Source organism: Pedobacter sp. MR2016-24, from assembly GCF_026239655.1.
In the GTDB taxonomy this organism is placed as follows: domain Bacteria; phylum Bacteroidota; class Bacteroidia; order Sphingobacteriales; family Sphingobacteriaceae; genus Pedobacter.
This window is the reverse complement of record NZ_JAPIVO010000002.1, coordinates 538,590-558,964: the sequence shown is the minus strand read 5'-3', so window position 1 is coordinate 558,964 and position 20,375 is coordinate 538,590. Positions and strand designations below refer to the sequence as shown.

Genomic DNA, 20,375 nt, shown 5'->3' with positions numbered 1-20,375 from the left:
TCAAACCCCCATTTGATTGATGTAGCAGGACCTTTTTGTTATGTTGGTTTGCTTGCGGTCATGGTTTTTAGTTGAGTTTCGGTTGTATGATAGCCTCCCTGGTTGTGGGATTGTAATGATATGTTGCATGATTAAAATCACAGATCAGCCCAAGAAAATCTGTCAGACTTTGGTTTTCAAATAACGTGGTGGTAAAATGTGCTGCCGCCAGTTCTTTATCATCAATGGTAATTTTCACATTAAAACGCTCTTGCAGCAGCAATACAGCCTGATTAAACTCGATATCATTAAAGAGCAGGTCTTTCTCCCGCCATGAAACTGTTTGATCTGCATTGATTTTGTTCACCGTTGCTTTATCTTCCTTTACGTTATAAACCACTTGCTGGTTTGGTGTCAGTGTGCCCAGTGTCTTGCTCTCTTTATTCACAATCACTTTACCCCTGATGACAGTTACGGTGATTTTGCCAACTTCCTGACGGGAGTCAATATCGAATGCCGTGCCCAGAACAGTGGTTTTTACCTTACCTGTGTGTACAATAAAAGGCTGATGCGTTAAATGTTTAATATCAAAAAATGCCTTACCGGTCAGATAAACCTCACGGGTAGGCTGACCATTAAATGAAGCGGGATAGGTTAAACGACTGCCGGCACTTAAAATCACGGTACTTCCATCCGGCAACTGGATCAGGTCATTCGTTGCAGATGCAGGTTGAGTATGTTTGGAAACCATTTGTGATGGTTTTTCTTGTGGCAACTTAAAAAACAGAAGACCAGCAGTAAGCAGTAACAGGAGCATAGCCGCAACTGCCGTTATTCTCTTCCAGCTGTAAGGCATTTTTTTAACAACAGCACCTTGACCAATGGATTGCTCTATTTTATGGAATAACAATTCCTCTCTCCCCTTTTTTCCGCCCATTGTGGCTTCGTTCCACTCATCTGAAACCTGGAAATGATTAAAATAGCGGTTATATCGTAAAATATCAGCGGCATCGGCGCTGCCATTATGTATTCTTTCTAGTAGCTGAAGGAATTCTTCCTGTTTCATTGCTGTTCCTTATAATGACTTTTAGCTTCCCTTCGGGACGCTTATATCTATAAGGCACTTAAAAAGCAGTTACCCCCACAAGAAAAATAAAAAAAAATCAAACAATTTGACTTTTCATGAAAAACAAGCGAAAATAAAACAGGACAGAACCGTTAAATAATGAAATCTAGCTCAGAAAAACTATTAAAGAAACAACAAACACCCTCAAAAAAGAGACTTTAAGCCTTTTTATAGCAGTAGTCATCTGTCTTTCCACAGCTTTTTCAGAAATACCCATCTTTTCAGCAATTTCTTTATTACTCAATTGCTCAGTTCGGCTTAAAAGAAATACTTCTTTACATCTTGCAGGTAAACCTTCCGTAAATTGAACGATGGCGGTCTTTAATTCTTTTAATTCGAGTTCACTATCGGAATTATTGAAAGAGGCCTCCAAATTTTCCATTCCATTATGGAAAGATTCCCGGAGCCGGGTATTGCGAAGGGCATTTGCCACCTTATATTTAACAGCTGAAATCAGATAGGACTTTAAAGACGTAACTTCCAGGTCTTCCCTGTGGTTCCAAACCCAGATAAAAACATCCTGCAAAACGTCCATACAGCCATCGTGGTCTTTCAGTACATTAAACGCAACAGTGTACATGGCAGACCAGTGTCTTCTGTATATTTCATCAAAAGCCGCTCTGCTGCTGGTATTTAGCAGGCTCACTAACTCTATATCTGAATAGTCTTTATACATGAAGTTTAGGTGTGTTAAACCAAATTTATGAAATTATTATTGGTTAGACACATAAAACTATGGTACAATAAAAAATAGAATAGATAGTTAAGCCTAAAAGTAAATTTTTAATACTGTGTTTAAAGACAGATGATAATCAGCTGGGCTGACGACTTCTACTTCCCTCACCGCAATCAAAGTTCCGGTTGTAAAATGGTATAATTCCACTTTGTTTAAGTAGTAAGGAATCAATCAGCATCATGACATGCTACACTATAAAACATTGAAAGCCCTGCTTTTAGTCAAATGGAAATAGGATGGATTATCATTTATACGGTATGATCTGATCAAAAAACGAAGAATGTAAACAGATAGATTTGATTATATAGTAATTTAATAAACAGGTATTCCTGTTATGCATGATTTTTCAAATGAAAAAGCTATGTTAGTACATGCGCAATTTTAGCAGCTAGTTACTAATAAGATATTACCAATATAAATCTCAAAACAACATGTATAAAATAATACATATATTCTCGGGCACAGTTCTCGTCAGCTTCTTTTTTTTCACAACCCTGGCTTTTGCACAGCCAACGGAAGTATTGGTACGCCAGCGTGTACTGCTGGATCAGAGCTGGCGGTTCTCGTTTGGACACCCCTATGATACCAGGCGCGATTTTGATCATGCAACCGGTTATTTCTCTTACCTCACTAAAGCCGGTTATGCCGATGGTGCTGCTGCTGCAAAATTTGACGACCGTCCATGGCGGGAACTGGATTTACCTCATGACTGGGCCGTAGAACAAGGTTTCAGTCAATATGGAAGCTTTAGCCATGGCTTCAAAGCGATTGGTGCAAAATTTCCTGAGCAAACTATCGGCTGGTACAGGAAAAAAATTACAGTTCCGGAGACAGATCTTGGCCGGAAGATCAGTATAGAATTTGATGGCGTATTCAGAAACTCAAGTGTTTGGGTTAACGGACATTATTTGGGCACGGAGGCCAGCGGATACAATAGTTTTGCCTATGATATCACCGATGTAATTAACTACGGCGGGGAAAATGTAATCGCCGTAAGAGTTGACGCAGGTATGGAAGAAGGCTGGTTTTACGAGGGCGCAGGTATTTATCGTCATGTTTGGCTTGCTAAAACCTCTCCGGTTCATGTGAAGAAAGACGGCACCTTCGTGACCACTGCTATTGATCTTAAAAGCAGGAATGCAACAGTTCATACAGCCACTGAGGTCATCAATGAAGCTAAGTCAGCACAGGCAGTTTCCCTGGTGCACACACTTGTAGATGCATCCGGAAAAACCGTTGGTACCACCAGAAAAGATGGTGTAACGCTTTACCCTCACCAATCACAACAAGTAGCAGTCAGTTTTCCTGTTGAAAATATAAAACTCTGGGATCTTGAGGTTCCGTATTTATATACGCTCGTCACTACCATAGTCTGTAATGGAAAACAAATGGATCGTTATGAAACACCTTTTGGCTTCCGAACCATCCGTTTTGATGCTAAAAACGGATTTTTTCTCAATGATAAGAATGTAAAGTTAAAAGGGACAAATAACCATCAGGATCATGCAGGAGTGGGTACGGCAATGCCTGATGAGCTACAGTTTTACAGGATAAAAGCGCTCAAAGCCTTCGGTTCAAATGCATTCAGGTGTTCACATCATCCGCCAACTCCGGAAATGCTGGAGGCATGCGACAAATTAGGGATGCTGGTCATTGACGAAAACCGGTTAATGGCTACAACGGACCAGCTATTGGGCAATTTAACCCGTATGATCAAGAGAGACAGGAACCATCCCAGTGTGATTCTCTGGTCAGTAGGTAACGAAGAATGGGGCATCGAGAATAGTATTACAGGCAGCAGAATAGCTACTACGCTACAAGCTGTTGCAAAAAGTGTTGATTCTACACGCGCCACAACTGCAGGCGTCAGTGGTGGTTTCCAAAGTGGTATATCTGACGTTCTGGAAGTGATGGGTTACAACTATATGGCCAACGGGGATATCGACAAACATCATCAGCGCTTTCCCGACCAGGCTGGTGCAGGAACTGAAGAAGGGTCTACTTTTGCCACCAGGGGAATTTATGAAACCGATACTGCAAAACATTATGCAGCAGCCTATGATCAAAAGCCGCGTCCTTCATTTTACAGTATAGAAGAAGGCTGGAAGTTCTATTCCAGCCGTCCTTATCTCGCAGGCATGTTTATCTGGACAGGATTCGATTACAGAGGCGAACCTACCCCTTTTGGATGGCCTTCAGTAACCTCCTATTTTGGCATGATGGACTTATGCGGATTTCCGAAAGACAATGTTTATTACCTCAAATCATGGTGGACTGATATTCCAACCCTGCATCTGCTGCCGCATTGGAACTGGTCTGGTAAAGAAGGGAAACAGATGGACGTCCGGGCCTACAGTAACTGTGACGAAGTAGAACTTTTCCTAAATCATAAGTCGCTCGGAAAACAAGCAATGAAAGTAAATTCACACCTGGAGTGGAAAGTAGCTTATGCACCCGGAACCCTGGAAGCTATTGGCTATAAAAACGGGAAAAAGACCATGCGTGATGTAGTTCAAACTACCGGGACAGCTTCGGCACTTCAGCTGTCTGGTCATCAGCCTACAGTTAAAGCAGACGCTGAAGATCTCGTGATCGTAACTGTTTCGGTTAATGATAAAGCACAACTGACTGTACCAACCGCTAACAATGAGATCAGCTTCAGCCTGAAAGGTCCCGGGCGAATTATAGGTGTTGGAAATGGAGATCCGGTTTCTTTAGAGAAAGACAGAGTTATTGAAGATATCACCAACATCAAAATCACTGATTTGAAAGAAAAAGAACTGCCGGACTTATCGGCCGGGAAAATATTAGTAAACACCGATGCCAGCTCCTGGAAAGAAGCTTTTACCAGTCGTAATTACAAAAAACTGGCAGCTGCTTATATCCATCGTGGAACCTTTGATTTGCCAGATGACTTCAGGGGGCAGCGTCTTACCCTATTTTTTAACAGCATAGGAACAGATCAAACGATATACATCAATGGAAAAGAAGTCGGGGGCAAATTAAAAGAAGGTGAAACTGCTGGTGAGATTGTACTGGGCGGCATTTTATTAGCAGCAGGAAAAAATACAATAGATATCATCGCACATCCCTTAACGAAAAAAAATGACTGGGATATTGTGAATGGCGACCCCGGAACCATTCAAATCTATCGTGCTGCGGACCAGTGGAAAAGAAAATTATTCAATGGACTTGCACAGGTCATTATCCAATCTACAGGTAAGCCGGGAGAAATCACCTTATCTGCCACATCACCAGGTTTGAAAAGCAGTACATTAAAGGTGAAAGCTGTGCAATCGCCGAACAGGTTTGCCCATAAATAGGGAGTTTGCGAAAATCAACAGCCGATATGCAGACAGGTAAGAATGGTGGAGTGCGGCCTTTAAAGCAGCCTCTGCAAGTGGTCCGGCCGATGCTACTCAGGGTCAATTCAAAAAATCCCCTGCATTAGCCTCATAATAATCCCGGCAACCTTAACATCTTATTAATATGTGTTTATCTAATTTTGCATGGAATGGATAATGTTAAATCAGATAAAGAGTTGATCAAAGAGATTTCTTCAGGTGATGAACTTGCCTTTCAACACCTTTTTGACCGTCACTGGAAGCCGCTTTACGCTTTTGTTGACCGTCTGATTGGTGATGAAGATCAAACAAAAGATATCCTGCAAAATAGCTTTATGGAAATCTGGAAACGAAAAGAAAGTCTGTTCGCAGACGATTCCCTGATGCCCTTATTGATTAAAATTGCTAAAAATGAAGTCATTACTCTATTTCGCAGAAACAAGGTACGCCTGGCAGGAGATCAAATCCTGATCAGTAAACTGCAAAGGATGGAGGAAGCTGATGACAGGCTGATTGCTTCAGAGCTGAAACAGGAGATTGATAACGAACTGGTGAAAATGCCTTTCAATATGCGGCAGTGCTTCCGCCTCAGCAAATTTGAAAACAGGTCTGTCAAAGAAATTGCCCTGGAGCTGCGCCTTTCAGAACAGACAGTAAAAAATAATATTTCTGAAGCTTTACGGCGACTCAGAACGGCATTGCTGAACAGCGATGCAGGCTATCTGGCACTATTTTCTCTCGCGCTTTTAAACTTAACATAAGCTTAACAATTACTCAAAGTACTTTTTGACCTTTCATACGCTTTGTAGCTGAATGAAAAGAAAAAGTGAACAATTTTTAAAAGATAAACTGCTCCGCTATCAAAATAATGAATTAGCCAGGGAGGAAAAGACGATTATAGATGATTGGTTTGAAGGCGAGCGGCTAGCCTCGGCTGATCAGTTTCCAAAAAATGAACCGGATGCGGAACAAGTACGACTGGAAATATCCGCAAGGCTCCATCAACAAATCAACCCGGCAAAAACCTACAAACTACCTTATCACTGGCTGGGAATAGCCTGCTCCTTATTCCTGGTGATCGGTATCGCTATTTACTATTACCCGCAACGGATGTCAAACAGCAATACGCCACTCGCAACTGAGCAGGTTTTCCATACGCCCAATGGTAAAATGAATAAAATTACCCTGAAGGATGGCACGGAAATATGGATGAATGCCGGCACCACATTGAGAGTTGCGGCAGACTTTAGTCATTCCCGTGAGAGAAAAGTTTACCTGGACCAGGGTGAAGCCTTCTTTAGCGTAAAACGCGATACCCTCAGACCGTTCAGCATTGCCACAAAAAATATGCTCACCACCGTTTTAGGAACATCCTTCAACATCCGCGCTTACCCGGAAGCTAAGATTTACCAGGTAGCGGTAAACACAGGTAAGGTCAAAGTGGCCAGAAAAAACAATAAACAATGGAGTTTACTCAGTAAGGGTCTCCTCAAAGGAGAAGTACTTACCTACCATAGCCTTTCCGGAAAGACGGACATTGCGCCGCACCATGCGAAACTGATCAGCAATTGGAGAACTAACCGGGAAATCTACGCAGATGGTCTTACGCTGAGTGAGATTGGCGCACAAATTTCCAGGCAGTATGCTATTGAGGTTAAAGTAACAAAACATGAAAACGAACAACAGAAATATCACCTGACCCTTCCTCATGAGGATCTTAAAATCGTACTGCAGCGGCTTACCATAGCTACGGGTATGAATTACCAACTCAGCCAATCACAGTTAATTATTAATCCAGCCAGACCATGATATAAGAGATAAACAAACGAAAAAAGCCGAAAGTGTTCCCGCACTTCCGGCTCCGGCCAGGGCTGAAGCAGCTCTGCCTGATTTAAATTAATCCCGAAAAATTAAAATAAGAAATTAAATATGCAATATTATTACCAATTATCACGAATAATAAAGACAAATTGCCAGTTTTTAACGAAACTGAATAGCCTCGTACTGGTTATTTTACTCTCCTTTTCCATATACAATGCAAATGCACAATCCACCGATGCCTCAGTTACAGGAAAGGTTACAGATGAAAAAGGAGTACCTGTTCCGGGAGCTTCTGTCGTATTAAGAAACGAATCTACAGGTTTCCGCGCCGTAACCACCACTACTAAAGACGGACTCTATAACCTGATCCAGCTTCCCCTGGGCAGGCCTTATACCATTACAGTAACTTATGTGGGTTTTCCAAAACAGGTAAAGGGCGACCTTTCCCTGAACCAGGGGGATAACATCGTAGCGAATTTCCGTTTAACAGAGGGAAATACCGAATTGAAAGAGGTAAATATCAACGCTAATGGACTGAGTAAAAGGATAGACCGTTTTGGCGCCAGTACAGCCATTACTGCGCAGAATATTCAGCAGTTGCCCACGCAAAACAGGAATTTCAACAACTTATCCGCCCTTGCTCCTACTACCAACGGAACAAACATCAGCGGTCAGCGTGCTTCTTCTACAAACTATACCATTGATGGTGCAAGTGCCCGTAATAATCTTACTTCGGGTGCGATCGGCAGCGGCCCCTATTCCCTGTCGCTTGAAGCGATCCGTGAATTTGAAGTTTCCACCAATGTGTATGATACCTATAGAGGACGTGAAGGCGGTGGTACGGTAAGTGCAGTCACCAAATCAGGTACAAATACCTTAACAGGATCTGTTTTCGACTATTACCGTTCAGATTTTCTGGCCAGCCCTAACGACATCAGGGGAAATAAACGTGAGCAGAAATTCACGACCAACCAATACGGGTTTAGTTTAGGCGGGGCAATCATTAAAGATAAACTCCATTTTTTTACGGCTCTTGACCGTCAGGATGAAAGTATGCCCTTCCAGATTGGTGATATCCGCGATGATGCAGACGCCATCAGTCTCGGCATCAGCAAAGGTGCGCTCGATAGCGTAGTCAACATTGGTCGCGCCAAATACGGTCTCGGCAGTGGTCCGCAGGTAGGTGAATTCAAAAGAAAAACCCTTGCTAATACTTTCTTTGCCCGTTTAGACTGGCAAATCAACGATAAAAACAGGTTAACCATCCGTAACAACTATTCAGACTGGAACAACCCTGTTAGTAACAGCGACAACTCCAACATTAATCTTTTTGAAGTATGGGGAGATTTCAAATCAAAAGAAAACAGCACACTCGTTTCCCTTCGTTCTCAAATTAAACCTAACCTCCTCAATGAGCTGAAAGTACAATATCAGACCGCAACCCGGAATTATGTACCCAACAGTGAATTGCCCGCAGCAAATATTCCGAGAGCAATTGTAACGGTGAAATCTACCTTACCGAACGGTACCATTGGTAACAGAACTGTGCAACTGGGCGGACAGCGCTTTTTTCCTGAAGACAACAAGGAAAACCAGGTACAGTTAGTGAATACTTCTTACTATACCAGCGGAAAATATAAATTCACCTTTGGTACAGACAATACCTTAACCTATATGGACACTTACCTGTCCAGTGAACAAAACGGACGTTTCATTTTTAACAACCTTGCTGAATTTGAAAATCTCAATGCATCCAGGTACGTAAGAGAGGCACCGATCAATGGTAAACCCACCGTACAGCAGTACATCCTCAATGCCTCCTTATTCGGGCAGGTGGAATATGATATTGCACCCCATATCAATGCCATGTTTGGTCTGCGTTATGACGTAACCAGTTTCCTTTCTACGGCTGATTACAATCCGGTGGTAGACCGTACACTGGGACTAAAAACAAACAGCAAGATCACAGACGCGGGTAAGATCCAGCCCAGGCTACAATTGACATGGGATATCAACGGAGAGAAAAAGGATATCATCCGTTTAGGCGGAGGTTTGTTCTCTTCCTATCCTGTAAATTATGCCCAGGTAAACAATATTCAGAACAGCGGAACCAAAGTAGCCTCCATTGATATTTCACGTCCAGCTACAGGAACAAGTCTGGTACCGGTTCCAAACTTCCCGGCTTACCGCGCAGACCCGAATACTGCTCCCGGCATTATCGCAGGAGTACCTTTTGTATCTACCATTAACCTGAATGACCCGAACTTAAAGATGCCTTCCATCTTTAAAACCAATTTAAGTTACAATAAAATTATTGGTGATCAGCTCAGACTCGGTGTAAACTTGTTGTATTCCTACACTAAAAACAATTATGTGTACCTGGATAAAAACCTGGTAGACCAGCCCTATTTCACCCTCGCCAATGAAGAGAACCGCTCGGTATTTGTTCCGGCAGCGTCTATCACCGCATCGGGTACAACTAATAATGTACTGGGCAGAAAAACCAATGAGGTTGGTCGCGTGCTGATGCTGACCAATGGTGCAACGTTAAGACAGGCAGCAGTGATCTTTGATGCCAGTTACCGCTACCTGAAGGATGGTTATCTGAACGTAAGTTATACCTTAAATGATGCAAAAGATAACAGTTCCTATAATGGAAACGTGGCGAACACCTCTACTTTCAGACCGGTAAAATCTGATCCGCGCGACCTCAGCAGCGTAGATTATTCGGACAACCAATACAGGAGCAAGCTGGTTGTATACGGAAGTACGCCAAGCTGGAAAGGTTTTTCAGCCAGCGCTACCTTCAGGGGAATGGGTGGCACACGTTATTCCATGACGGTGGATGCAGATATTAACGGCGACTTTGTCGGAGGCCCGGGTAATGACAATGACCTGGCTTTTGTGTTCGATCCAAACAGCCCGACAATAAGCCCGGCAAATAAGGCTTCCATGGAGAAAATTTTAAATAACCCCGAAAACAGATCCAAAGCATATATACTCGAAAGCCTGGGCAAGATCGCCAACCGGAACGGCGGTATCAATCCTTTTTCAGGCACATTCGACATCAGGGTGCAAAAGGAATTTAAAACTTATAAAACGCAGAAATTAACCTTAAGCTTTGATGCATTCAATTTTGCCAACCTGCTGAACAAAAAGTGGGGCGTAAATTATAACCTTGGCGACCAGAGCTTACTGTATGTGACGCGGTTTGACCAGGTAAAACAACAATATGAATACCGTGTAAACGAAAATGTGGGGGTGACCACGCCAAACGGCACACCTTACCAGATCCAGTTGGGTGCCCGGTATTCCTTTTAACCATTAATTTATAGCATATGGATTCACGCAGAGATTTTATAAAAAAAGCAGCCCTCCTTTCCGGAGGTGCTGCTATCATCAATACCTTACCACCGGTCATCCAAAAGGCAATGGCCATTGATCCGGCAGTAGGCAGCACGTTTTATGATGCTGAACATATAGTTTTCCTCATGCAGGAAAACCGTTCTTTTGATCATGAATTAGGTACCTTACAAGGTGTAAGAGGATTTAATGATCCCAGGGCGATCGACTTACCCAACAAAAACAAGGTTTGGCTGCAGACCAATAAGGAAGGCGAAACCTATGCCCCATTTCATCTGGACATTAAGGAAACTAAAATAGCCTGGATGGGTTCGATCCCGCATAACTGGACCGACCAGACCGATGCACGCAATGGAGGCAAATACGACAAGTGGCTGGACGTAAAAAAACCATACAAACCAACTTATGCGCATATGCCTTTAACGGTAGGTTATTGCAAAAGGGAGGACTTCCCCTTTTACTACTCCCTGGCAGATGCATTTACGGTGTGCGACCAAAACTTTTGTTCAGTCATTGCAGGTACGCATCCCAACCGTTATTACTGGATGACAGGAACCGTTCGCGAAGAAAACAGTGCTACCGGTATGGCGCATTTATGGAATATCAGTAATTATGATAAGCCTACCCTGAACTGGAAAACCTATCCTGAGCGCCTGGAGGAAAATGGAATTGCCTGGAAAGTTTACCAGAATGAACTGACCATGGGCTTTGGCCTTAACGGAGAATCAAGTTCATGGCTCAGCAACTTCGGCACAAACGTACTGGAATATTTTGAGCAGTACCATGTGAGACTGCATCCCGGTGGGATTGCCAACCTGCAGGAGAAGAAAAAAATGCTGCTGGCACAACTTGCGGAAGCCCCTGCCGAAAACATGACTGCAGAACAGCAGACGCGTCTGGATGCGTTGAAAAAGCTGCTCACTAAAACCGAAGAAGAGGAAAAGAGCTATACCACGGAAGCACATGCAGCTTTATCGGAACAGGCGAAAAACCTGAACGCCCGGGCCTTCGGGATCAATTCCAATGACCCTGATTTCCATCAGCTCAGTCCCTTAACTTATACTGAAAAAGGAGTGGAAAGAGAACTGAACATTCCAAAAGGAGATATCCTCCACCAGTTCAGACAGGACGTAAATGAGGGTAAGCTGCCCACTGTTTCCTGGTTGATGACGCCGGCAAACTTCTCCGATCATCCCGGCGTACCCTGGTTCGGTTCATGGTTTGTAAGTGAGGTGATTGAGATCCTGACCAAAAATCCGGAAGTATGGAAAAAGACCGTATTCGTCTTAACCTATGATGAGAATGACGGCTATTTTGATCACGTCCCTCCTTTTGTACCACCTCATCCCCATAAAGAACACGCGGGCAAGGTATCGGCAGGACTCGATCCAAAACTGGATTTCGCCACCAAGGCCCATCAGACCAATCCTTCCATGAAAGAAGGCAATCTGCGTGACAGCCAGATTGGCCTGGGTTACCGTGTACCGATGGTAATTGTTTCTCCATGGACGCGCGGCGGATATGTATGCTCGGAAGTTTTTGACCATACTTCTTCCTTACAGTTCCTGGAAACTTTTATCGGGAAAAAATTCAATAAGAAAATTACTGAAGAGAATATTACTCCATGGAGGAGAAGCATTTGCGGCGATCTTACTTCGGCCTTCAGACCTTATAACGGGGAAAAGATTGTTCAGCCGGCGTTTTTAGAAAAAACAGCCTTTATGGAGCGTATCTATTCTGCTAAATTTAAGGAAGTGCCGGATAATTACAGGAAATTAAATGCGGAAGAAATCGCCCTCATCAATACCAACCCTGCAGCATCTGCCTTTTTTCCGCAGCAGGAAAAAGGCATCAGGGATGCAAATGCCCTGCCCTATGAACTGTATGTGAATGGAATGGCCGATAAGGGAACATTTAAGATCAGCTTTACTGCAGCAAAAAAACAATTTGGAAAAAGAGCTGCCGGATCGCCTTTCACCGTATATGCAATGAACCCTTATCAGGGAGAAGTATTGCGTGTGTGGGATTATACGGTTGCTGCTGGAGACACCCTGGAAGATGAATGGAAGATCGCGGATTTTGAAGGCGGCAATTATCACCTGAGAGTGTATGGCCCCAATGGTTTTTACAGGGAATTTATAGGTAATGCGGCACATCCGCAGCTGGAAATTAACTGTAGCTATGAACCAGATCCCCATCAGCCTACCAGATTAAGCGGCAACCTTATTCTAACGGTAAACAACCCCGGTACCAGGAAACAGGAAGTATCAATTGTAGATCTGAGTTACAAATCTGGAAGCAAGACCTTAACTATTGCTGCGAAGCGGAAAGCCAGTACTTTAATTAAACTCGGAAAAAGTTTCAACTGGTATGATCTCGCCATCACAGTTGCCGGTAAAGACGATTACAGTGAAAGATTTGCTGGCCGTGTAGAAACCGGCGCAGTGACCAAAACAGATCCTTTAATGGGCAGAATGGTTTAATCATGCGCAAATACCTGCTGATCATATTTCTCCTGATTTCAGTAACTACCAGTGCCCAGAATACTAAAACCAGTATTTCGGGTAAGGTGGTTACTGAAACGGGCGAAATATTGACAGGGGCTTCCATTACCTTGACCCAATTGAATACGGGTACAATTTACGGATGTGTAAGTAATTCTTCCGGTTTGTATTTTATGCCAAATGTAAATCCCGGCGGTCCCTACCTGATCACATTGCAGCATGCAGGCTACGAGGCTTACCAATACGCCAACCTGCACATCAAACTGGATGAACCGCTGGTATTTAATATTACCGTGCACAGCAAAACCATTGTTCTTCCGGAATTCAAAGTCACAGGTTCGGCAAGGGAACAGCTGGTGCCCGAAAAACGGGGACCGATGTTTCATATCGGATACCAGGAATTTGACCGTCTGCCAACCCTCAAACGCAGTATTGCCGACTTTATACGGTTAACACCTCAGGCCTATGGCGGAGCAGTTGCAGGAGGAAACTACAGGCAAAACTTCATCACTATTGACGGATCAGAATTCAACAACAACTTTGGTGTAGGGCAAAATCTGCCAGGAAATGGCGCGCAACCCGTCTCGCTCGATGCCATTGCGCAGATTTCCGTAAGTATAGCGCCCTATCACTCCATCTGGGAATCAGGTTTTATCGGTACCGCTGTGAATATGATTACCCGGTCTGGCGGGAATAACATTACAGGTGCAGCCTATTCCTATTTTCATAGCGGATATAACAATGCCGACCGCAATGCAAAACCAGGTTTTACAGCAAATTCGAATAATTATCATGTGGAAGGGTTTAGAATGGGCGGCCCGGCCATCGAAAACAAACTGTTCTATTTCCTCAGTTACGAACAGGAACGTGAAAGTTATACGCCACAGGTATTCCATGCAGCAACTGAAGCCTTTCCCTTTGGGAGCGCGACAAATATTGCACGTCCCACGGAAAGAGAACTGGATGAAATCAGCCTGTTTTTAAAAGAAACCTACGGTTATGAAACGGGCAGCTATCAGGATTATACCTTTCAAAATAAAAGCCGTAAAGTACTGGGGAGGATTGACTGGAACATAGCCACAAACAACACATTCAGCATCCGTTACAATCAGCTCAACAGCAGCAAACCTGAACTCTTAAACGGATCAAGAAGTCCGCTGATCCCCTATTCTTCCACCATGGGCCGCACTACATCAAATGCACTGAATTTTAATCATTCCAACTTTACTACCCAGTCCAACTTCTATTCTCTCGCGGCAGAATGGAACAGTAAACCCGGAGCCGAGCTCACCAACACCATACGCGGATCTTACACCCGCCAATATGAACCCAGAACGTCAGACAGCCAGCTATTTCCCTTTGTTGATATCCTGAAGGATGGCGTACCCTTTACCTCGTTCGGCTATGAACCTTTTACTTATGGAAACAAAAGAGAAGTAAAAGTACTCTCCCTAACAGACTACCTGACCTGGAACTATGGCAGGACAAACAATGTGGCAGGATTTCAGGTAGACTACAGCAAAACTAATAACAGCTATATGCCTTTTGCCACAGGTTATTATACCTATGCTTCATGGGAAGATTTTGCGACCCATCAGAAACCACAGGAATACGCATTAACCTATCCCCTGAATTCAGCCTCAGTTCCCTCAGAATTCAGCTTCAACGCCATGAATGTATCAGCCTATTTTCAGCAGACCAGAAACCTGTCAGACCGTTTGAAAATTACTGTCGGCGTGAGGTCTGACATCCAGCTATATCCAGCCGCACTCGAAGAAAATGAACTTTTGGCGAGCCTGAATTTTGCCGATGGTCAGCAATTACATACTTCAAAATTACCCAAACCCACCCTGTTGTTATCGCCCAGAATGGGTTTCAGGTATGATTTAAATGCCAGTAAAACATTACAGCTGAGAGGCGGAACAGGAATATTTACCGGCCGAATTCCCTATGTATGGGTTATCGCTCAGGCGAGATATTCGGGTCTTTACCAAATTACGCAGGCCTGGCAGGGAAAAGAAAATACACCTGCCTTGTTAAGCCCCGCTCCCCCCGCATATCCAATAGCAGCAACGGGAAACACCTTACCTTCCATCGTCAGCCTCATTTCCAGGGATTTTAAAATGCCGCAAAGCTGGAAATCAAGCCTGGCCTTAGACATCAGCCTACCCGCCGACTTCAAAGCTACCCTTGAAACCATATTTAACCGTGATCTGCGTGGAGTGTTGTTCAAAAATGTAAACTTAAAGTCGCCCACCCCCCTATCGATACCGGGTTATCCGGACAACAGGCTGGTATATCCCTCTGGCAATGCAGACAAGTACATCAATCCTCTGAATAGCTCAGGCATCCCAGATGCTCAGGGAAGCTCTCCGCTGAATGCAGTGATGGTCTATAACTCCTCTAAAGGGTATTACTTATCTATAGTTGCACAGATTGAGAAAAGGAGCAGGAATTTATCCTTTTCCATTGCTTACAGTCATAGCAGGGCCAGGAGTTACCATGATGGTGATGGTGACCAAACGCTTTCTGCGCTCAATGCTACTCCATCCGTAAATGGAGTGAACCATCCCGAGCTCAGTTATGCGGGATATGTCATGCCTAACCGGGTAGTTTCTACGCTCACCTATCATTTGCAATATGCAAAAAACCTGAAGCTGAATATAGGATTGGTTTATCAGGGTTCAAATGAAGGACGATTCTCCTATACCTACAGCAGGGATTTCACCAGAGATGGCACCAATAATTCGCTGATTTACGTACCTGCAAATCCTTCTGAAATACAATTTGCGCCACTCAGTGTGGTTACCAGTAATGGCTTAAGAACATTTAGTGCAGCAGCGCAAAGCGATGCCTTTTTCAAGTATGTAGAACAGGACAGCTACCTGCGAAAGCGAAAAGGTAAATATGCGGAACGCAATGGAGCACTATTTCCATGGCGAAACCAGTTTGACCTGAGGCTGAGTCAGGATCTGAACCTGAACCTCAGGAAGAAATCACATACCCTTCAGCTGACTTGCGATATATTGAACGCCGGCAATCTCATTAACCCTAATTGGGGATTGAGAAAAGTGCCCAATGCCAGCGCATTGCTGGTACCCTCAAACCTGAATACACTTCAACCCGGTGGCTCTGTATTACCTGCGTTTCAATTGGCCGTAATTGGGGAAAAGTTAATTACGGATACATTTAGGGACGATGTGAGTTTAAATTCAGCGTATCAGCTGCAGTTTGGTTTGAGGTATATATTTTAAACAAGCCAATCTTGCATCAGCCTTTACTCAACATAGCTGATATGTAACTAGCTATTCAATTACTTTCCTGACTTCAGTATATGACTACTTCACTATGAAGCATATAACCAGCAAGCAGCAACTATTTCAGAAGATTTCTTTGACGGTTGTAATAAAGCAGATATCCTTTTTTTTGTTCAGGATTTAAATACGATCTGGAAATAAGATCTTCCACCAGTTGCTGCCGCACCAGAAACGGTGCAAGTATGGACTCAATCCTGTTCTCCTGAATACCTATACGCTTAGCAAATTCGATAAAGTCCAATCCCGAAGGTGCTCCGCTTTTCCTTTTCCACTTCCATGACTTGAAATCATCCGCAAAAAGCCCCCCATCCAATGCAAAATGCGGATCATCAACATGTATCCGGGTATTGAGCAAATCATAAGCAGGACTCAACACAAAATCACCCGAAGCTGTTTCCAACAGCGCGAAATTCTTCAAATGCGCATCCCCATTAGAAAAAAGATAGTTGAAAACCACCAACTTAAAAAACTTTTCCATTTCAACCCTCCAGGAAGGCACGAATTCTCTGATTAGTCCCCCCAGTTCCTCATAACTATAATGGTACTTGAAATCAGGGCCATCGGTATCCTTCGACATTCCAGCCAGACTGGCAAAATCCTCCTTCCTGTATTTACCACCATCCGGCCTGATGTCAAACCTTAAAGTGATATAAGCAGCTGCCCCATCCTCAAAAAAAATCAGTGCGTTTTCTGCAGTAGTGATCTTATAAACCTGTCTGGCAAGCTGCATGGTTAAGTGCTCATTTGCCGGAACCTGATCGACATGCTTGATATCCCTGGGAATTGGTTTTAAAATATAAGTTCCCTGTTCCCCATCCTGAGTAAGCCTGAGTCTGTTTTTCTCCAGCAGTAAAGACATTTTCTCCTGCACCCCGGAAATGGAAATTCTTTTCCGGTTTTCAATAAACTGCTCCATATCCTTCCCATCTTTATCTGGTGAAGTATATGGCAAAATATGGCTTACTTTCTTGCCGGAGAACACCCTGCGTAAAGCCAGCTGGCTATAAGTATCAAAACCCTCCGCTAAAGTTCCCGGGCAATTATTTATTTCTGGTGAGCTCATCAATCTGTAATGGTTTAACTGTAACCGCACCAATAGTATCATTCCCCGCAGTTGCCAAAAGCAGCCCGAAAGCATCCTCCCTATCTATCCTAAATTGCCTGCTCTGAAGCTCTTTGTTTACCCCCTCGGCCAGCATATTAAAAAAGAAAGGGAACAAATAAGCTGACCTGTATTCCTGTTTTGATTTCGGTAAAGTCAGGCTAACCGCAGGAGCAGAAAGATCATTAAAATACGCTTCGTCATAACGAAAGACGTACATCTTCCGACTCTCCTCAGTCAGCGTAGCCGCCAACCTATTATTCAGAAATATCCTGGCCGCCCGCATATCTTAATTTATAAATATCTTTAATTTCAAACTTCAGTTCCAAACCCAATACATCCGCAATCTTGTCCAGCACATCTACAGTAGGATTTGCCTCACCACGCTCAATCTTGGAAATCGTATTCAAACTGATCCCAGCAAGATCTGCCACATAAGACTGGGACAGTTTAAGCTCCTTACGACGCATTTTAATAAAATCTGACAGATGAATTAACATTATAATGTGATTTTTATATAAAAATAAGCAATAAAATAGAAAATACAATGAAATTCACATTATAATATGAATAATAGTAAAGTCACTGATTTAATTATAGAAAATGTAGCGAGATTCATATTATAATAGGAAATGATTAGACTAAGTATTAATATGCAACAAGCACAATTATACTTAACAGACATCCATGTGGAATAAGGAAATTGCTTCTGAACCGGGCACTTCAACGTTTAAAAACCACCGGCAAATGCTGGCGGCAATCCTGAATACATTAAAATCATGCAATACCCAGGCCGATAAGAATGACATTTTATTTTAGTTTCCCGAATATGAGTTCAATCGTTGCAGGATCCAGCATCGCCATATCTACCAGCTTCAGTGATTTCACCATCTTTAAGGTGGTGGTTTTATAATGTTTGAAATGGGCCGATTGCAAATGCGACTGATAAGCGGCTGCATTGGCATAAATCTCCAGAAGCCTGAACTGCGTTGGGTTCTCTTTCTGATACATAGGGAAGATCGAAATCACACCCGGTTCCATTTTTACAGACTGTGATGATTCCTGCTGAAGAATGCTTTTATATTCTTCCAGGTAGTCCGGAATAATTTCTATTTCAGATATCCTCACCATCATATCAGACTGTATAACAGGCAATTCATGTTGACCGATCAACTTCCTTAAAATGTTTGCCTGTCTTCTGCCAGCATTTATTTCGATTACACCGGCAAGTTCTGCCAGCTGTACGTCCGTTATACCTGTATTTTTACCCATCGATAGATGAGCTTTCAGCTGAGGCTCCACGCCTGGAATGGCGGCCAATGCAGCAATGGTGACAAACTCCCGCTGGCGATAGTTCAAAACATCACGGTTAAAGATATCAGCAAATAAATGTTCCTTCAAAAAAACGTCGATTACCGGTGCAAAGGCATTAGCCCCGGTTTTGGGTCCTTTCTCTTCAACCCCCGTAAGCTGTTGTAAATTATGCTTTCCAGATTGGTACTTATCGCCACTCTTTACCGGTGTGGCATCATTACCTTCCCGATCTTTTATATTATTTCCTTTTCTTTCTTCTAATACGGTCATCAACGTACTGATGCCATTCAGGCTCCGTGGAAAACCACAATAGGCATACAACTGTACAAGCGATTCTTTGATCTCATTGATGGTAAGACCCGCATCCAGTCCTTTGTTCAGGGCAGACTTCAATTCTGGTAAATTTCCGGTTGCCGTTAGTGCTGATATTGCAGCCAGAGTTTGCTGATGTGTATTTAATGCTGTCATGCGGATATCTTTTTCCTGTGCTATACTGGTTGATACGGATAATATAAATAAGAGTGCAATTGTTGATTGAAAAATAGTTGATGTGCTCATTCGCTGAAGTTGATGTGTATCTTAATTTAGTGATCTGAAATCTTGCGGAGATTGTCCCACATGCTGCTTAAACATACGCGTAAAATGCTGGGGATATTTGTAACCCATTTCATAAGCAATTTCACTTATCGATTTGCTGGTATCAAAAATCTTTTCTTTGGCTACAGCAATTACCTTATTTTGAATGTATTCCTGTGCAGACTGACCTGTTTCTTTCCTGATGAGGTCTCCAAAATATTTTGGAGATAAATGAAGTTGTTCAGCGCAGTAGCCTACAGTCGGCAGCCCTGCTAAACGCTGATCTGCTATAAAATAATTGTCGATCAGTTCTTCAAACTTTGTCAATATATCTTTATTCACATACTCCCTGCTAATGAACTGGCGGTCATAAAAACGTTCACAGTAATTCAGTAACAATTCGATATTGCTAACGATCAGCTTACGACTATGTTTGTCTGTAGGATGAATAAGTTCATAGCCTATTTTCCCAAAACATTCCAGCAAAATCTGCTTTTCCCTGGCAGAAACATGTAGTGCCTCTTTCACATCGTAGGAGAAAAAATGGTAATCTCTCATCGTCTTTCCTAGTGCTGTTCCCCTGATCAGGTCCGGATGAAAAGCAAGGGCCAAGCCGTTAGGCTGTAACATGGTGCCGTCTTCCTCAAAACCAGCAAGCTGACCCGGGGCGATAAACAGCAGCGATTCTTCCTGATAATCGTATTGACTGCGACCATACAGTATATCAGCGCATTTTTCATGCTTAAGAAAAATAATGTATAACTCTGATAGAAAGCGATGTACCCTGATCGGTTTCGATTTGGATTGATCTAATAAAGTAATCAATGGATGGAGCGTCTCCTGCCCCCTTTCTTCATTAAATTGAGTGATACTCTCCAGTTTGGCTATCGGTCCCATTGGCAAATGTTCTATTTCAAAATTAGAATAAGAATTCGCTATATAATCATTTTGGCAGGCCAATCAGGAATTTTGGTAAGTGATACAGGAATACATATAAGTGGCCGACCAACAAGTAGCGTGATTCTGGAAATATACCTGACGCCTGACAGCAATAGCTGGACACCGGGTGATTCACGCCTGATGCCAGAGCAACTCCTATAACATACCACAGCAGGGATTTTACCATGGAGAACTATAATTGTAGAATTTCGGAAAGATCCTCAAAACAGAGATGTTATTTTAGCAATTAGAGC

At 43.1% G+C, this 20,375-nt stretch carries 14 protein-coding genes; 7 read left to right on the top strand and 7 right to left on the bottom strand.

Annotated features, from left to right (window positions below; translation table 11 throughout):
* Positions 1-67: 67 nt before the first annotated feature.
* Entirely contained in the window at positions 68-1,045 is a 978-nt protein-coding gene (locus OQX62_RS06590; protein WP_265830636.1) for a FecR family protein, read from the bottom strand.
* A 166-nt stretch (positions 1,046-1,211) separates the two neighbouring features.
* On the bottom strand, positions 1,212-1,781 hold the full coding sequence (locus OQX62_RS06585) for an RNA polymerase sigma-70 factor (protein ID WP_265830635.1): 570 nt from the start codon (positions 1,779-1,781) through the stop codon (positions 1,212-1,214).
* 491 nt (positions 1,782-2,272) lie between these two features.
* Between OQX62_RS06585 and galA the strand changes: the two genes are divergently transcribed.
* From galA to OQX62_RS06555, 6 genes are all read left to right on the top strand, one after another.
* Positions 2,273-5,164, top strand: a complete 2,892-nt coding sequence (gene galA / locus OQX62_RS06580; protein ID WP_265830634.1) for a beta-galactosidase GalA — start codon at positions 2,273-2,275, stop codon at positions 5,162-5,164.
* 191 nt (positions 5,165-5,355) lie between these two features.
* A complete protein-coding gene (locus tag OQX62_RS06575; RefSeq protein ID WP_265830632.1) occupies positions 5,356-5,946 on the top strand; it encodes an RNA polymerase sigma factor in 591 nt (196 codons plus the stop codon).
* Between the two features lie 52 nt (positions 5,947-5,998).
* Complete coding sequence (locus tag OQX62_RS06570; protein ID WP_265830631.1) at positions 5,999-6,994, top strand: FecR family protein; 996 nt, start codon at positions 5,999-6,001, stop codon at positions 6,992-6,994.
* Positions 6,995-7,114: 120 nt separating this feature from the next.
* The gene (locus OQX62_RS06565; RefSeq protein WP_265830630.1) at positions 7,115-10,327 is read left to right on the top strand and encodes a TonB-dependent receptor; all 3,213 of its coding nucleotides are present in this window, start codon (positions 7,115-7,117) and stop codon (positions 10,325-10,327) included.
* Between the two features lie 17 nt (positions 10,328-10,344).
* Positions 10,345-12,852 carry a phosphocholine-specific phospholipase C gene (locus OQX62_RS06560; protein ID WP_265830629.1) on the top strand — a complete coding sequence of 836 codons (2,508 nt, stop codon included), beginning with the start codon at positions 10,345-10,347 and terminating at the stop codon, positions 12,850-12,852.
* 2 nt (positions 12,853-12,854) lie between these two features.
* Complete coding sequence (locus tag OQX62_RS06555; RefSeq protein WP_265830628.1) at positions 12,855-16,127, top strand: TonB-dependent receptor; 3,273 nt, start codon at positions 12,855-12,857, stop codon at positions 16,125-16,127.
* Positions 16,128-16,248: 121 nt separating this feature from the next.
* Here OQX62_RS06555 and OQX62_RS06550 read toward each other — a convergent pair whose 3' ends face one another.
* From OQX62_RS06550 to OQX62_RS06540, 3 genes are read right to left on the bottom strand one after another with little or no spacing between them, the layout of a single operon-like run.
* A complete protein-coding gene (locus OQX62_RS06550; protein WP_265830627.1) occupies positions 16,249-17,253 on the bottom strand; it encodes a type II toxin-antitoxin system HipA family toxin in 1,005 nt (334 codons plus the stop codon).
* Positions 17,231-17,578 carry a HipA N-terminal domain-containing protein gene (locus tag OQX62_RS06545; RefSeq protein WP_265830626.1) on the bottom strand — a complete coding sequence of 116 codons (348 nt, stop codon included), beginning with the start codon at positions 17,576-17,578 and terminating at the stop codon, positions 17,231-17,233. Before OQX62_RS06545 ends, OQX62_RS06550 begins: the two co-directional genes overlap by 23 nt.
* The gene (locus OQX62_RS06540) at positions 17,550-17,792 is read right to left on the bottom strand and encodes a helix-turn-helix domain-containing protein (protein ID WP_265830625.1); all 243 of its coding nucleotides are present in this window, start codon (positions 17,790-17,792) and stop codon (positions 17,550-17,552) included. Before OQX62_RS06540 ends, OQX62_RS06545 begins: the two co-directional genes overlap by 29 nt.
* A 187-nt stretch (positions 17,793-17,979) precedes the next feature.
* Here OQX62_RS06540 and OQX62_RS06535 point away from each other — a divergent pair, with 187 nt between their 5' ends.
* On the top strand, positions 17,980-18,111 hold the full coding sequence (locus OQX62_RS06535) for a hypothetical protein (RefSeq protein WP_265830624.1): 132 nt from the start codon (positions 17,980-17,982) through the stop codon (positions 18,109-18,111).
* Here OQX62_RS06535 and OQX62_RS06530 read toward each other — a convergent pair.
* Complete coding sequence (locus OQX62_RS06530; protein WP_265830623.1) at positions 18,103-19,164, bottom strand: carboxymuconolactone decarboxylase family protein; 1,062 nt, start codon at positions 19,162-19,164, stop codon at positions 18,103-18,105. The two genes, OQX62_RS06535 and OQX62_RS06530, sit on opposite strands and share 9 nt — an antisense overlap.
* Positions 19,165-19,185: 21 nt before the next feature.
* Positions 19,186-20,079 carry a helix-turn-helix domain-containing protein gene (locus tag OQX62_RS06525; protein ID WP_265830622.1) on the bottom strand — a complete coding sequence of 298 codons (894 nt, stop codon included), beginning with the start codon at positions 20,077-20,079 and terminating at the stop codon, positions 19,186-19,188.
* Positions 20,080-20,375 lie beyond the last annotated feature (296 nt).

Coding starts and splice junctions, on each gene's coding strand:
- OQX62_RS06525 (WP_265830622.1), bottom strand. CDS start 20,079: ATGGGACCGATAGCCAAACTGGAGAGTATCACTCAATTTAATGAAGAA.
- OQX62_RS06590 (WP_265830636.1), bottom strand. CDS start 1,045: ATGAAACAGGAAGAATTCCTTCAGCTACTAGAAAGAATACATAATGGC.
- OQX62_RS06550 (WP_265830627.1), bottom strand. CDS start 17,253: ATGAGCTCACCAGAAATAAATAATTGCCCGGGAACTTTAGCGGAGGGT.
- OQX62_RS06540 (WP_265830625.1), bottom strand. CDS start 17,792: ATGTTAATTCATCTGTCAGATTTTATTAAAATGCGTCGTAAGGAGCTT.
- OQX62_RS06530 (WP_265830623.1), bottom strand. CDS start 19,164: ATGAGCACATCAACTATTTTTCAATCAACAATTGCACTCTTATTTATA.
- galA (WP_265830634.1), top strand. CDS start 2,273: ATGTATAAAATAATACATATATTCTCGGGCACAGTTCTCGTCAGCTTC.
- OQX62_RS06535 (WP_265830624.1), top strand. CDS start 17,980: ATGTGGAATAAGGAAATTGCTTCTGAACCGGGCACTTCAACGTTTAAA.
- OQX62_RS06545 (WP_265830626.1), bottom strand. CDS start 17,578: ATGCGGGCGGCCAGGATATTTCTGAATAATAGGTTGGCGGCTACGCTG.
- OQX62_RS06570 (WP_265830631.1), top strand. CDS start 5,999: ATGAAAAGAAAAAGTGAACAATTTTTAAAAGATAAACTGCTCCGCTAT.
- OQX62_RS06585 (WP_265830635.1), bottom strand. CDS start 1,781: ATGTATAAAGACTATTCAGATATAGAGTTAGTGAGCCTGCTAAATACC.
- OQX62_RS06575 (WP_265830632.1), top strand. CDS start 5,356: ATGGATAATGTTAAATCAGATAAAGAGTTGATCAAAGAGATTTCTTCA.
- OQX62_RS06555 (WP_265830628.1), top strand. CDS start 12,855: ATGCGCAAATACCTGCTGATCATATTTCTCCTGATTTCAGTAACTACC.
- OQX62_RS06560 (WP_265830629.1), top strand. CDS start 10,345: ATGGATTCACGCAGAGATTTTATAAAAAAAGCAGCCCTCCTTTCCGGA.
- OQX62_RS06565 (WP_265830630.1), top strand. CDS start 7,115: ATGCAATATTATTACCAATTATCACGAATAATAAAGACAAATTGCCAG.